Below are 13,570 nucleotides of genomic sequence, written 5' to 3' on the forward strand. Positions count from 1 at the left end.
TGAACATCATTAGCAGATTCAAATCCAGAAAAAATAAATGCAGGGAACATTTCAATGAAAGTTAAATTATTACTCAGTGGTATTTTAATGGTATTGGCTCAGCCGGTTCTGGCCAGTTCTGCACCTATTCAAAATGCCAAGACATCCTTTGTCATTTCAAGCTATGCCCAGACCAAGTATCCAATTGTACTGGCACATGGCTTATTTGGTTTTAATAAACTGGGTACAGAAGCCTTTGGTCTGGATTATTGGTATCAGATTCCGCAGGATTTAGCCAAAAACGGGGCAAATGTCTGGACCACGCGCCAATCTGCTGCCAATACCTCCGAAGTTCGTGGTGAACAGTTACTGGCCGAAGTACAAGATATTTTAGCCATTACCGGTGCGCAAAAGGTTAATCTGATTGGCCATAGCCATGGTTCACAATCGGTTCGCTATGTGGCAGGGGTACTGCCGGATCGAGTCGCTTCGGTGTCTACTGTAGGCGGGCCTGCAAAAGGAGCACCTCTGGCCGATTTAATTTATAAATCCTTAGCTGGAACGGTACTTGAAGCACCAATTGCAACACTGGTCAATGCAGCCACCAACTTCATTACCATTGGTCAACTCGACGATCCACGCCAGTATCCGATGGATTCACTTGGCGCAGCCTATAGCCTCTCGACCGAAGGCGCCAATAAGTTTAATGCCACTTTTTCTGCTGGTGTACCAACAACAGCTTGCGGACAGGGCGCAGCCAAGGTTAATGGTATTCAATATTATTCATGGAGTGGCGCCAGTGTTTTAACCAATCCTATTGATCTAACCGATTACCTACTTGGCCTCACCAGTGTATTTAGTGGCCAGAATAATGATGGGCTGGTACCGGCCTGTAGTAGTCATATTGGTACAGTCATACGCGATAATTACGTGTTGAATCATCTCGATGAAGTGAATCAGGTACTTGGGCTTCGCTCGGTCTTTGCTCAAGATCCGGTATCGATTTTCCGTCAACATGCCAACCGTCTTAAACTGCAAGGCTTATAAATTAAATTTCAAACATAAAAAATGCGCCCAATGGGCGCATTTTTTTGCAAGCATACAACGTTAAGATTAACCTTGTTTGCGTGCTGGCAATTTTTCACGAATACGTGCAGCTTTACCAGACAACTCGCGTAGGTAGTAAAGTTTAGCACGACGTACGTCACCACGACGTTTCACTTCAATTTTAGCAACAACTGGTGAGTGAGTTTGGAAAACACGCTCAACACCAACACCGCTAGAAATTTTACGTACTGTGAATGCAGAGTTTAAACCACGGTTTTTCTTCGCGATTACAACACCTTCAAATGCCTGAAGACGCTCACGGTCACCCTCTTTTACTTTAACTTGGACAACAACAGTGTCACCAGGAGCAAAAGCAGGGATATCAGATTTCAACTGTGCATTTTCAACAGCTTGAACTAAAGGATGTTTACCACTCATTGTGGAATCTCCAATATGTGCGGGCGAGAAGAGGTCTCTGACGCCGCTGGGGATAGAGGCTAAAGCGCATATCACCCTGTTTAACTTTCCCTTTAAAGCAACATTACCTTAAAGAGCCTATTATTCAGCTTAAACAATGTTTAAGCAGTAACTCGAAGCATGGCTTCTCGTAGGGTGCAAGGACAAACTCGCACTTGACTTGGCTGTCCTTACTTATCTTTTAGCCATTTTTTTTGCTGCGCACTCAACTCGACATGCTCAACCAGCTCTGGTCGGCGCTCAAGTGTACGTTGGTAACGCTGCAAAAACCGCCACTTTTCAATATTGGCATGATGCCCCGATTTAAGTACCTCGGGTACATCTAGCCCTTCAAAATGATCAGGCTTGGTATATTGTGGGCAATCGAGTAAACCATCCACAAAGGAATCTTGTACATGTGACTGTTCGTCAGACATTGCATCGGGCAAACGCCGAATGATGCTATCGAGGAGTACCATTGCTGGCAACTCACCGCCTGACAGGACATAGTCACCAATCGACCATTCCTGATCGACATAGTGTTGAATCAGTCGCTCATCGACCCCTTCATAACGTCCGCAAAGCACAATCAATCCATCATAATGAACGAACTGCTGCACGGCGGTTTCATGTAAGGTTTTGCCTTGTGGCGACATGTACACTACAGGTACATGTTGACAGCCTGCTTGCATGGCAAGCGCTTTTGCATGGGTAATTGCTTTTGCCAGTGGCTCGGCCATCATTACCATGCCAGGGCCTCCACCAAATGGACGTTCATCCACTCGTTTGTAATTACCCTGTGCAAAATCACGTGGGTTGATGCAAGTGACTTTTGCAATCTGACGCTTGGTTGCGCGTCCACTAATTCCGTAAGCCGTAATTGCATCAAACATTTCTGGAAAAAGTGTTATGACTGCAAAAAACATCGCAGACTCCTATATTTTCCAACTGCGTTTGTGGCTAAGCCCACGATTTTAGTAATCTACGCCCCAATTGACGTAAATTCGACCTGCTTGCAGATCGACACGTTGTACCACATCTTTATGCCATGGAATCATTCGTTCTTCAGCATCCACACTGTCCGCAGTCGCACGTACGACCATGACATCATTGGCACCGGTTTCAAATAACTCATGGATTTGACCCAAATTCACTTCATGCTCTTCTTCATCCAGACCCAGTACTGTCAGGCCTTTTAAATCTGACCAGTAGTACTCGTCTACATCGGCTTTCGGAAGTTGTGATTTTGAAATCCAGATGGTGGCGCCCACAAGGTTATCTGCTGCTGTACGGTCACTGACATTTTTCAGCGAAACAACCAGCCCTTTGCCATGTGGCTTCCAACGTTTTACATCGACAGTTTGCCAACCTGCTTTGGTCTGAATGTACCAAGGCAGGTAGTCAAACATGTTGCTCATAGGTTCTGTATTGGAATACACCCAGAGCCACCCATTTAATCCATAAGCGGAACGTAACTGTCCAATCTGAAGACGATCTTCAGGTACATTCTGTGTTGGTGTCATGGGCTACCTACTACAAATTATGCAGCAGTTGTAGCTTTTTTAGCTTGAGCAGCCAAAGAAGCAACACGCTCAGATGGTTGAGCACCTTGAGATACCCAGTGAGCAAAACGATCAGCATCTAAACGTAGTTTCTCAGCTTGACCTTGAGCAGTCGGGTTGAAGAAACCAATACGTTCGATGAAACGACCATCACGTGCATTACGGCTATCCGTAACAACGATTTGATAGAATGGACGTTTTTTTGCGCCACCGCGTGCAAGACGAATAACTACCATGATAAAAGCCTTATAATTCTTACGGATTATCCCTGCGCCGACCATCGGCAACACTTCAAACCCCTTTCATAGAGGGCAGTATTCTACGTCAAATCGCAAACGAATGAAAGATTAAATTTTGACTTATCCATAGTTTTGAATTTATTTTCCATCCCAGTCCGAGGCGCTACTCAAGCTGCAACTGTTGCTGCCTTTGGCCCAGTACTTTTGTCCATCCTGATTCAAACATACAATACCATTTCCGGCCTGCATCGTTGATGCATTGGGTGTTGCCGTCAGCACATAGCCCTGATTATCGGTATCGAGCGTTAATCCTAATGTATAAAATGCTGTTCCTGTAGCCGGAAAATTCGATGTAATACCCAAACCGCTGAGTGAAGCATTGGCATAACTCCGATTCACCACTTTATAACTTTGTAATTGCTGCGCCACACGAATCAGCTCGGCCTGAACCTCACCGCGATTCACTCGTATTTTATAATTCTGATAACTCGGATAGGCAATTGCCGCCAGAATCCCAATGACTGCCACCACAATCATCAGCTCAATTAAGGTAAATCCTTGCTTTGCTTGCATCACCATGTCTCCGAACCTGTACCGCAGGTCGTAAAATCGATATTGTTTGTTGTTTTATTTTTGCAGCGAAACCCAGTACTGGTCAGAAGCAGCGAGTAATTATTTGAATCGGCACTACTGGCTTTAATTGCCCAGTGCTGTGTATTTAAATTCAGATCTAATGTGTATTTTTGCGACCCACTGCTACTGTTTAATGGCAATAGTAAAGCGGTATCGCTCGCATTCGCGACATCGTAATAAGGCCCTTTACTGTCGGCTGTTCCTTTTAAGGCAAAGCCCGAATAACTAAAGTTACGTGAACGATGTCGTTCTAGCAAGGCTGCAATTTTCTGCATTTCTTGCTGTGCCGCTGCCAGATTAGAGCGACGCACATATTCCTGATAACTCGGCATCGCAATGGTGGCAACAATGGCAATCATGACCACGACCACCATCAGCTCAATTAAGGTAAACCCCTGTCTGGTATGAGGCATCCTGTTCTCCATTAAGCATCACACCATACTGAATTTTAAATTTTAATTGAATATGGTGATTTTCAGATTATGGGCTATCTTGCTCATACCATTTTAATGGCACAATCTGACGGCGAATGGTTTGCGATTTAGCAACACCACCTACACTAGCACTTGGTCGAGCACTTGAAGTACCGCCTATAACTTGCCTTGTTCCATTTGTGGCAGCTCCAATGGTTACAGGCATAATCCCATTTCCTACTTTAAATGAATTGACATCAGTCGTTAGAATTTGTTCACATACACCATACGGTAAACAATAACGATGGATTGAACTTTCACCTTTAACGCCTACACCACAGGTTTGAGTCGAGCCTCCAGAGGGATTATAAATACTGGCATATAAGCTTTTATTTAAAACAGCCATTTCCCCCATGACTTTATAACCTGTTGTCAATTTCTGATACCAGCCATAAGTCGGTAAATTACGAGCTGTTAAATTTGATATATTTGACAAATCAACTAAACCACCATTACCCAGTGTACTCACTGTTGATGAAAGTTGACTGGCTGATAATGAATATAGACTTGTTTTTGTAACATCTCTATCAAAGATATTATAAATTGCACCAATTGTGGTGATATCGCTGACAGGTAAACTGCGATTACCCGCTGCAATACTAATCACAGCCAACGTATTTGCACCATATCCGTAAACACTAAAATTTGGAGCTTCATAAAAGCGTGGACTTGTTCCATCAGTTGCATGTAAATTCAGCAGCCTAACAACATGAGTTGCAAAATCGGCTGTTGAATCACTTGCAAGATTATTATTTAAGTCGGCTCGCCATACTTGCCCACCAAGATCGCCAAAATACAAATGATCGACTAAACCATCACCATCTCGATCCTTTGTATTAATACGACTGACGACACTGTATTTCATATCAGTATTTGTAGTAAATTTTGCTGTACCAGTGTTTGATGCTGTCGCATTTGCACTTGTCCACCATAATAAATCACCATTATTTGCATCAAACATATACACTCCAGCACCTTTTCCATTGGTTTGCTGGTAAGTTGGACATTCATATCCTTTATTATTCAATGCTGTAAATCCAGTACATGTAAATGTGCCTGTAGCATCGTAACCACCACCCACGAACATGACAAGTTTACGCACACCCTTCCATTTGACCCATGCAATTGTTGGCTTAGACCAGCTTTGCCCCATGTAACTTAATGGCGTTCCTGTTGTTGCTGCATCTGGGTTGATATGGAATTTCATTTTAGGCTGATCAATATCACCTAAATCTAACGCATAATAGCTACGTCCTCCCATTCTTAAGCCGCCATACAGCCATTGTTTACCCGAGGCGTTATTGTCTCCAGAACCTACAGTTAAACTTAACTGATCACTTTGGATTTTGTAGACATACTCTGTATATGCCGTCCATGCACCATCTACACCATATTGCATATTACTAAAACTATTGGTGTGACTATTTAAATTGGAACCGATGAACATTTTTCTTTGATCATCACTTTGTAGCATTTCATTTGGCAAGAATGCAAAGACTTCTTTACCACCCTCATCAGAAGAAGAACTACCAGCTTTGACCACGTGTAACAGCCCTTGTGTTGAACCAAACACAATATAATCATCACGACCAGACAAAGAGCCATTTGCAGCAACCGAGCTCGACTGAGTAATCATCAAAGGTGTCGAATGTAAAGGCATACCTAATTTATAATTACTTATCGTACCTGCACTATTGAGAACATCATCAGTCAGGGTCGTCGTTGTAGGTGAGGTAATGGTACTTAATGATAAATTATAGCCTAACAAACGCATCAGATATCCACGCAAATCATCGGGCAATTTATTTGTATCTGGTCCACATGTTTGTGAAATATAAGATTTTGTGATCTGAGTGAGCGAAGTCACTTCTTGAAATTTTTTATTGCTGGTGTCACAAGCACGATTCATAAATAAATTACGCTGAGCAACTTTATTGGTGTTATTGCCTAAAGGTAATTTGTCCCAAACCCCGCCAGTTAAGATATTTGTTGAACTGGCTATGGCTGCATTATTCCATTGATCTGCAGTTGTAATGGTACCATCGGATGCTATCCCGAATTTTTTTATATTACCAAACCAGCCTTGTTTCAGATTTGCCTGAAACATATTTTGATAAGTGTAAGTTTGCAGGTTATACGCATCAAGTGGGTCTGTAGGCACCGTGTAAGAATCTAAAACATTACTGGTTTGTGATAGCGTCAATTTATTGTAAAAATCCCATATCCCTTGAGATAGCCCAACTTCACTACTGTCAGAATACCATCCACCTTGACCCAATACTCCCCAACGCGCCATATTGGCAATATCATCTGGATTAGATGATGCAGTCGGAATCAAAAACTGTAACAAATCTGTTACTCCAGGTAATAATGGTTTTAATACTCCAAATAAACTATTTAAAACCAATGCTAAGGAGCTATTCCCCGAAGCTGATGCTCCAGATACATTACTATTATCATCAACAGTTACTGTACTAAACTCACGTCCGACACCTGCTACACCTGTCTTAATCGATTGAGTTTGATTTAAAAGTAATTGGGTATAAGCAGCAATACATGACCATGTCGCTGCTGTCGTTCCATTACCCCAACCTGCCGGTAGAGACTTAGCACAGTAATTCGCATCAAGAGAGGTCGTTGGAGTTGCACCCAAGGACTTTTGCATGACACGTTGAATACCTAATGCAACCGATTCTGTGTTTGCCGAACTTAAAGACGGTATATTTCCACTCATCACATAAATGCCTTGTACATCACAACTATTGGTTGAGTTTGACAAAGGCCCACTGTAATTTGATCCAATTTTTACCTGATTATTTGAATTGCTGAATCCACTATATTTAGAATCAATATTACTGTCGTATTTAAAATAATAATTTGCATAATTATCGAGATTTCCAGTTAGCCCCGTAACAATTGCACCTACTGGTAATACAGAATTAATTAAGTTATTTAAATTCAGTCCTGTTAGTAAACCATCGACCACTTCATTTATTAGACTTCGACTTTCAATATAATCATTTTGGGGTATTGCTTTTGAGAGTATAGGCGCCCCCCAATTTATACATTCTCCTGTATTAGAATCAAAATTTAAACATGGTCTGTACACGACAGGGATCAGAATATCAACTATGTTGGTTATTGGACTCAATATATTCGTTACGGTCTTTGTTAATGGTAGTAATATTCCACATAATAATGGACCTGCAATAGGTACTCCATTACAAAAATAATTCGTAACCGTTCCAGTAACTGTTTGAAATGTCCCTGTTACGCTGATTTTAATCGATGCGCCAACAACATGAGCACCTGTCCCTTTCGTTGTTTTTGACAATAGATAAGCACCAGACTCAGCGTATGCAGATGCCAAAGACACCTGAGGGTCCTTTAGCAGTGTCGTCAAGGTGGTAGATAATGTTGTATTATTTAAAAGACAAGAAGCAGCAGCTCCAACATTTAAACCTAAAAGGTTTTGGGTACAGGTAAATAAAGGATCCAGAGAGGTTGATGGTTGTAAATTATTTACGGTATTTAATATAAGCTGTCTTTGCGTTGCATCCAGTTTCTTTGCAGGAATTTGTATCATTCCTGCTGAGTATTTACTGGTCGATGGTGATACCGTCAATCCAACATAAGTATCGTCTGGCAAGGCATCAATATTTTTGTCTATATTCCCAGAAATGACATTTTTTATAGAATTTTTGATTCGTGTTAAGCGACTAGAACATCGATAACCAGCATCTCCACTCCCAAGACTTAAACTTAATGTCGTTTTTTCTGAACTACTTAAGTCATTAAAAGAGGTACATGTTTTTTTGACATAATCATATGAACTTTTTAAACCTAGTAATGTATTTGAATCATTATTACCGCCAGATCCAGTTAAACTATCTATACCACTTAATAATGTTAATAACGATGCAGGAAAAACGATATCACAAGATGCAGAATTTCCTGATGCTTTAGTATTGACTTTAACCAGATTCAAAAGATTAATATTGACGCCCACTGGTACTGCATTTAATAAGCCACCAACAGCATTAGTTAAGCATAAAGGATAGTCATGTAATACATCTAAAGTTGCTGAGCCAGTACTTTGAGAAATATCCACCATCAGCATTATGGTTTTTTGACCTGATGTAGATGTCTGATGATAAACCTCAACATCACTTGCCTGAACTTTAGGAATAAGCACAGACCAACATAGCAAAACTGATATGCAAAACCCCAAGAAATACTGTGCTATAAACTGGATCTTACAAAAAATATTTCGGCAAATAGAGACCCATTGTTTTTTTGAATCATAGTTATTCATGATGGTCTCCTTTATTTTGGCGGTTCAAAGTCAGATAAAAAGCGATACTGGGCGATTTGACTATTAAATAGAATATTTTGATTAGTTAAGCACTCTGTGATGCTTTGTGTCCCAGTAGATGCAACCACACTTTTATATAAACACCCTTTATCTTTATCAAATAATTTTGCTGTATCTGTGACCAAACCTTTCATGATAGAAATCACATAAACCTGTAGACGCATACTACTTTCTGTTTTTGCTGTCGTTATATCTGTACCACGAGCCAAATCTGAAAAAGGCTGCGACGTATCCGAAGCGACTTTTTTAATATGGACTTGCGTAATGACTTGCGAGCGCCCACCAGATACATCACTATCCTTACATGGTCCTCCACCAGTCGCAATTGGTTGAGCTTTTAAAGAATCATCCAACCATGCTGCGTTATTCAGGTTAAAAGGATCTTTGCCCGCAAAACAAAAAACCAATTCTCTATCACGATTTGTTTCGTTCCGATAATAGCCAACAATTCCGTTTGCTGCTGCAAATTTTGATACATTATTAGGGTTTTGAAAATAGACCAGCGCAGCGTCCGAATTTTGTAAAAGCAAGCTATTAACCTGATGATTAGATACAATTTTAAGTGAACTTAAACTTTGACGGATGGCTAAAGTGCCAATGACCATGATCAATAATAGAATCATCAAAACAACAATTAAAGTTGCACCACGCTCACGATTTCTCATTGTGATACTCCTGTACAACCACGGGTTATAGAGCTATCACAACCTTCTGTGACCCAACCTATCGCATTTCGAAGCAAAATGGTTTGACTCACAACCTGACGTAAATGGCTATCTTGATTTACCACATCTAAAGTCACAGACTTATCCAACACATTGAAGGGTTGTGAATTTCTAGTTTTTACAATTAAATCATTTCCTGTAGATTCATTCGACTGAACCAAGAGACCAATTTGTACTGCATCAATATAAGGTCGAACATTTTGAACAATTCCATCTACATTTTTTTTTACCTTTGGTAAAGCCAAATACTCACTGATCTCTATATAACCGAGTTGTGAAGGATTGGCTAAGCTGCCGTTGATATAACCTAATTTAATATAAAAATAATCGACTTTAGGAATAATTATTTGACTGATTCCTAAAGTTAAATTTAATGGATTTGTTACAGTTGCTGCATCTAATTGAGCTTGAGTGTATTGTACGGATTGACACCTTAGAGATTGCCGACTATCGGAGGAAGAGGCTCCAACAAAATAACGCTCAATCACATATTGACCAGTAGAAATTGCGGCACCCGCACAATCATATCCAGCTTGAGGTGCTTGATAACGAATGATAAGTTGATCATTTTTATAGTTTATAACGTTGGCATTCCCAAACTGTTTAATCACCTCATTATCGAAACAGTTGGGACAATTTAATTTAATATTTTCTCCAACATTTGTGGAGTTAAGTATAATTCCTGCATATGCTGTTTCATCATTAATTGAAGGTGTTGGTGAGCTCAGATTGGCTTTACGCACGTCATCTAAAATATAATTCACCCCAAAGCCCGCACTATCTTGAATACTAGACATCGCCTTCTGTACATTATAACTCGTAATCCCTGTGATATAGAGCTGTATCGCGGCCGCCGTCACAAGTAAACCTAATGTGATTGCCACCATGAGTTCAACCAATGTAAATCCTGAATGACGAGAGATCTCCATTTAATACGCCTCCAGAAATAAGCATGTTGTTCCAGACTTATAGGTATTATTATCGCTGTCGTAACAATCAGATTTTGAACTAAAAGAAGCTGCTGTTTTATCCCATGCAATATATACACATTGGCGGCTTGATCCTTTTGCAGGGCACGTCTCTATGAGCAGCACCATTCCCTGATTATTGGCTTGAGTCAATACATTTTGTAAATCTTTGGTTGCCTGCGCTTGAGCAGCACCATTGGTGCATGTTGATGCAACCGTCGACTGGGTCATTTTGCCCACTGCATAAGATTTACATTGAATCGCCTGAGGGTTGGCACGCATACGCTCGGTTAGGTCTCGTGCAATATTAAGCGCAGCCACTTGATTGCCTGCTTCCATACTGGCACTTACCGCACGCAACTGAAGCGCTGTAAATCCAAGCACACCGATGGCCAGTAGCAACAACGCCACCATGACTTCGACCATGCCGACACCATGTTGAGGCCCTATAAGCTTCATGTGCACGCTCCTTCTTTGTAAGTGGGGTCTCCTGTTACACCGACTTCGATACAACGTGCAACGCCTTGGCGCTGTAATGAAAATTTGCTACTCGCAACTGGAATTCCTTCTACACGAAAAATCAGTTGTGTGGCTGAACCAGATGCAAGAGTGACTTCCTTATCGAGCTGCGCAATAAAAATGCGATTGCTAATATTGCTTGAAATAGAAAGGCTTTCTGCGCAATTAGTCACGGTGCTGATACATACGCCCGTGGTCTGGCGAATAGTCAGAGCTTGAGTGCGTGCCTCGACCAATTTCGACATTAATTCACGCGCCGAGGCATTCAGCTTTTGCCTATTGAGCAAGCTGTTAAATGATGGCACTGCGATTGTGGCCAATATTGCCGAAACAGTTATGGTTATAATGAGTTCGATGAGGGTAAATCCTTTCATTTTTTGCATATCGTCACTCCCCCTAGTGTCTAGCTTAACTTATTTTTTTACATAACCCATACAATCAAGATTAAGGGCATAAAAAAGCGGATGAGTGACACTCATCCGCTTTTTAAAACAATTCAGGTTTAAGCTTGAGTAACATGAATACGTAATTCTTTAGGCAAGCTAAAGGTAATATTTTCTTCGCGCCCTTCTAATTCCTTAGGTGCATCTGCCCCCCAATCTTGCAAGCGCTGAATCACTTGCTTGATTAAAATTTCAGGTGCGGAAGCACCGGCAGTCACACCAATTTTATCGACACCCTCAAACCATTGTTGCTCAAGCTGATCCGCGTTATCGACCAAGTACGCCGCCTTGCCCATGCGCTCTGCTAATTCACGCAGACGATTGGAGTTAGATGAATTAGGCGATCCGACCACCAAGACCACATCGCAGCGATTGGCCAGATCACGAACCGCATCTTGACGGTTTTGAGTGGCATAACAGATATCATCTTTACGCGGCCCCTGAATCTGGGGAAATTTGCTGCGCAGTGCATCAATCACTTTGGCAGTATCATCAATTGACAGAGTCGTTTGGGTAACAAAGGCCAGTTTGTCTGGATGGCGAACCGCCAGCGCTTCAACATCCGCTTCATCTTCAACCAGATAGATATGACCGCCTTTGGTTTTATCGTACTGGCCCATGGTCCCTTCGACTTCAGGATGGCCTTCGTGTCCAATTAAAATGGCCTCAGTACCTTCACGCGCATATTTGGTTACTTCAATATGCACTTTGGTGACCAATGGACAAGTGGCATCAAACACTTTTAAACCACGACGCTCAGCCTCTTGCTGTACGGCCTTTGACACACCGTGCGCACTGAAAATGACGATTGAGTCGTCAGGTACCTGATCGAGTTCATCGACAAAAATAGCACCACGCTGACGCAGATCATCGACCACAAATTTGTTATGTACCACCTCGTGGCGAACATAAATAGGCGGATTAAAACATTCAAGTGCACGATTTACGATTGCTATGGCGCGGTCAACACCTGCGCAAAAACCACGTGGATTTGCCAACACAATTTCCATAGAATCCTCAATTATTCGCTAGATGTTTCGTTCAAATTTGGCGTCGGTATAAACTTTTATAGTGGACTATATTTTGTTTAGGTCCGTAGTACACTACAATAGCCAAGATATTTTATCATAATCAGGAAAAATATCATGTCGGGTCTATTGTTTGTCGTTTCTGCTGCATCAGGAACAGGCAAAACTTCTCTCGTCAAAGCGCTTTTAGAGCGTGTGACCAATTTACACGTTTCTGTATCGCACACCACACGAGGCCAAAGACCTGGTGAACTTGATGGCGTTCACTACCACTTTACCAGCAAAGAAAACTTTCTGTCTCAAGTTGAGCAAAACGGCTTTATTGAATATGCAGAAGTTTTTGGTAACTATTACGGTACCTCACAAACCACAGTGAAACAACAGCTCGCCAAAGGTCATGATGTTTTACTTGAAATTGACTGGCAAGGTGCAGAGCAGGTTCGCAAACTTTTTCCTGAATCCAAACAAATCTTTATTTTGCCACCGAGTCAGTTCGATCTGCGTCAGCGTTTATCTAACCGTGGAACCGATAGCGTAGAAGTGATCGAGCATCGCTTAAGCTGCGCGGTAGAAGACATGCAGCAATACGTCAACTTTGACTATATCATTATTAATGATGACTTTAACAAGGCTTTGCATGAGCTAGAGTCGGTGATTAGTGCCAACCGTCTGACCCTGAATCAGCAGGTACACCGTCATCAACAACTCATTCAACAACTTATCACACCGAACAACGAATAAACTTGAGTATAAATTGAAAGCATTTTATACTTCGCAGTCTAGTCAGATTTACTTAACCGAGAACATATATGGCACGCGTAACCGTTGAAGATTGTTTAGACCATGTAGACAACCGCTTTGAGCTTGTACTAGTGGCAAGCAAGCGCGCGCGTCAACTTGCTCGTCAAGGCATTGAGCCAACTGTAGAATGGGACAACGATAAACCAACCGTTGTTGCACTTCGTGAAATTGCAGAAGGTCATGTGACTAAAGATATTTTAAAACAGCGCGAGCAAGACTATCAGACTTCTTCTCTTGATCTTGCGTTGTCTGCAAACAGCTTGAACTTGGAAGGTTTTTCTTTCCAATAAGTTTAAGACAAGAGCAAAAAGGCGCCATTATT

The 13,570-nt window shown here is 41.6% G+C and carries 15 protein-coding genes; 3 read left to right on the top strand and 12 right to left on the bottom strand.

The features are described 5' to 3' along the window. Window positions 1-54: 54 nt before the first annotated feature. The gene (locus L2096_RS03140) at window positions 55-1,026 is read left to right on the top strand and encodes an esterase/lipase family protein (RefSeq protein WP_151868944.1); all 972 of its coding nucleotides are present in this window, start codon (window positions 55-57) and stop codon (window positions 1,024-1,026) included. Between the two features lie 66 nt (window positions 1,027-1,092). Here L2096_RS03140 and rplS read toward each other — a convergent pair whose 3' ends face one another. From rplS to ispH, 12 genes are all read right to left on the bottom strand, one after another. Then, window positions 1,093-1,464, bottom strand: coding sequence for a 50S ribosomal protein L19 (rplS, locus tag L2096_RS03145; RefSeq protein WP_004934323.1), 372 nt, complete (start codon window positions 1,462-1,464; stop codon window positions 1,093-1,095). A gap of 209 nt (window positions 1,465-1,673) precedes the next feature. Continuing rightward, window positions 1,674-2,408, bottom strand: coding sequence for a tRNA (guanosine(37)-N1)-methyltransferase TrmD (gene trmD, locus L2096_RS03150; RefSeq protein WP_250364847.1), 735 nt, complete (start codon window positions 2,406-2,408; stop codon window positions 1,674-1,676). 48 nt (window positions 2,409-2,456) lie between these two features. After that, complete coding sequence (rimM, locus tag L2096_RS03155; RefSeq protein WP_004934317.1) at window positions 2,457-3,005, bottom strand: ribosome maturation factor RimM; 549 nt, start codon at window positions 3,003-3,005, stop codon at window positions 2,457-2,459. A gap of 17 nt (window positions 3,006-3,022) precedes the next feature. Next, window positions 3,023-3,280, bottom strand: a complete 258-nt coding sequence (gene rpsP, locus L2096_RS03160; protein WP_004934313.1) for a 30S ribosomal protein S16 — start codon at window positions 3,278-3,280, stop codon at window positions 3,023-3,025. A gap of 141 nt (window positions 3,281-3,421) precedes the next feature. Further along, a complete protein-coding gene (locus L2096_RS03165) occupies window positions 3,422-3,856 on the bottom strand; it encodes a type IV pilin protein (protein WP_151809038.1) in 435 nt (144 codons plus the stop codon). Further along, the gene (locus L2096_RS03170) at window positions 3,856-4,329 is read right to left on the bottom strand and encodes a type IV pilin protein (protein ID WP_250364848.1); all 474 of its coding nucleotides are present in this window, start codon (window positions 4,327-4,329) and stop codon (window positions 3,856-3,858) included. Before L2096_RS03170 ends, L2096_RS03165 begins: the two co-directional genes overlap by 1 nt. Window positions 4,330-4,396: 67 nt before the next feature. Next, window positions 4,397-8,704: a pilus assembly protein gene (locus L2096_RS03175; RefSeq protein ID WP_250364849.1), complete on the bottom strand. Its 4,308-nt coding sequence runs from the start codon at window positions 8,702-8,704 to the stop codon at window positions 4,397-4,399. An 11-nt stretch (window positions 8,705-8,715) separates the two neighbouring features. Further along, window positions 8,716-9,429, bottom strand: coding sequence for a PilX N-terminal domain-containing pilus assembly protein (locus L2096_RS03180; RefSeq protein ID WP_250364850.1), 714 nt, complete (start codon window positions 9,427-9,429; stop codon window positions 8,716-8,718). Then, window positions 9,426-10,418, bottom strand: coding sequence for a prepilin-type N-terminal cleavage/methylation domain-containing protein (locus L2096_RS03185; RefSeq protein ID WP_250364851.1), 993 nt, complete (start codon window positions 10,416-10,418; stop codon window positions 9,426-9,428). The genes L2096_RS03180 and L2096_RS03185 overlap by 4 nt, the downstream gene beginning before the upstream one ends. Beyond that, entirely contained in the window at window positions 10,419-10,916 is a 498-nt protein-coding gene (gene pilV / locus L2096_RS03190) for a type IV pilus modification protein PilV (protein WP_250364852.1), read from the bottom strand. It abuts the gene before it with no gap. Next, the gene (locus L2096_RS03195; RefSeq protein WP_250364853.1) at window positions 10,913-11,359 is read right to left on the bottom strand and encodes a pilus assembly FimT family protein; all 447 of its coding nucleotides are present in this window, start codon (window positions 11,357-11,359) and stop codon (window positions 10,913-10,915) included. Before L2096_RS03195 ends, pilV begins: the two co-directional genes overlap by 4 nt. Window positions 11,360-11,478: 119 nt before the next feature. Next, window positions 11,479-12,429 (bottom strand): 4-hydroxy-3-methylbut-2-enyl diphosphate reductase, encoded by a 951-nt coding sequence (gene ispH / locus L2096_RS03200; protein ID WP_004934289.1) that lies wholly within the window; start codon window positions 12,427-12,429, stop codon window positions 11,479-11,481. Between the two features lie 135 nt (window positions 12,430-12,564). Here ispH and gmk point away from each other — a divergent pair, with 135 nt between their 5' ends. After that, window positions 12,565-13,188 (top strand): guanylate kinase, encoded by a 624-nt coding sequence (gmk, locus tag L2096_RS03205; protein WP_025095725.1) that lies wholly within the window; start codon window positions 12,565-12,567, stop codon window positions 13,186-13,188. A 68-nt stretch (window positions 13,189-13,256) separates the two neighbouring features. Continuing rightward, on the top strand, window positions 13,257-13,538 hold the full coding sequence (gene rpoZ, locus L2096_RS03210) for a DNA-directed RNA polymerase subunit omega (protein ID WP_004934284.1): 282 nt from the start codon (window positions 13,257-13,259) through the stop codon (window positions 13,536-13,538). Window positions 13,539-13,570 lie beyond the last annotated feature (32 nt).

The sequence above is a fragment of the Acinetobacter sp. ACZLY 512 genome, from assembly GCF_023614015.1.
Classification (GTDB): domain Bacteria; phylum Pseudomonadota; class Gammaproteobacteria; order Pseudomonadales; family Moraxellaceae; genus Acinetobacter; species Acinetobacter soli.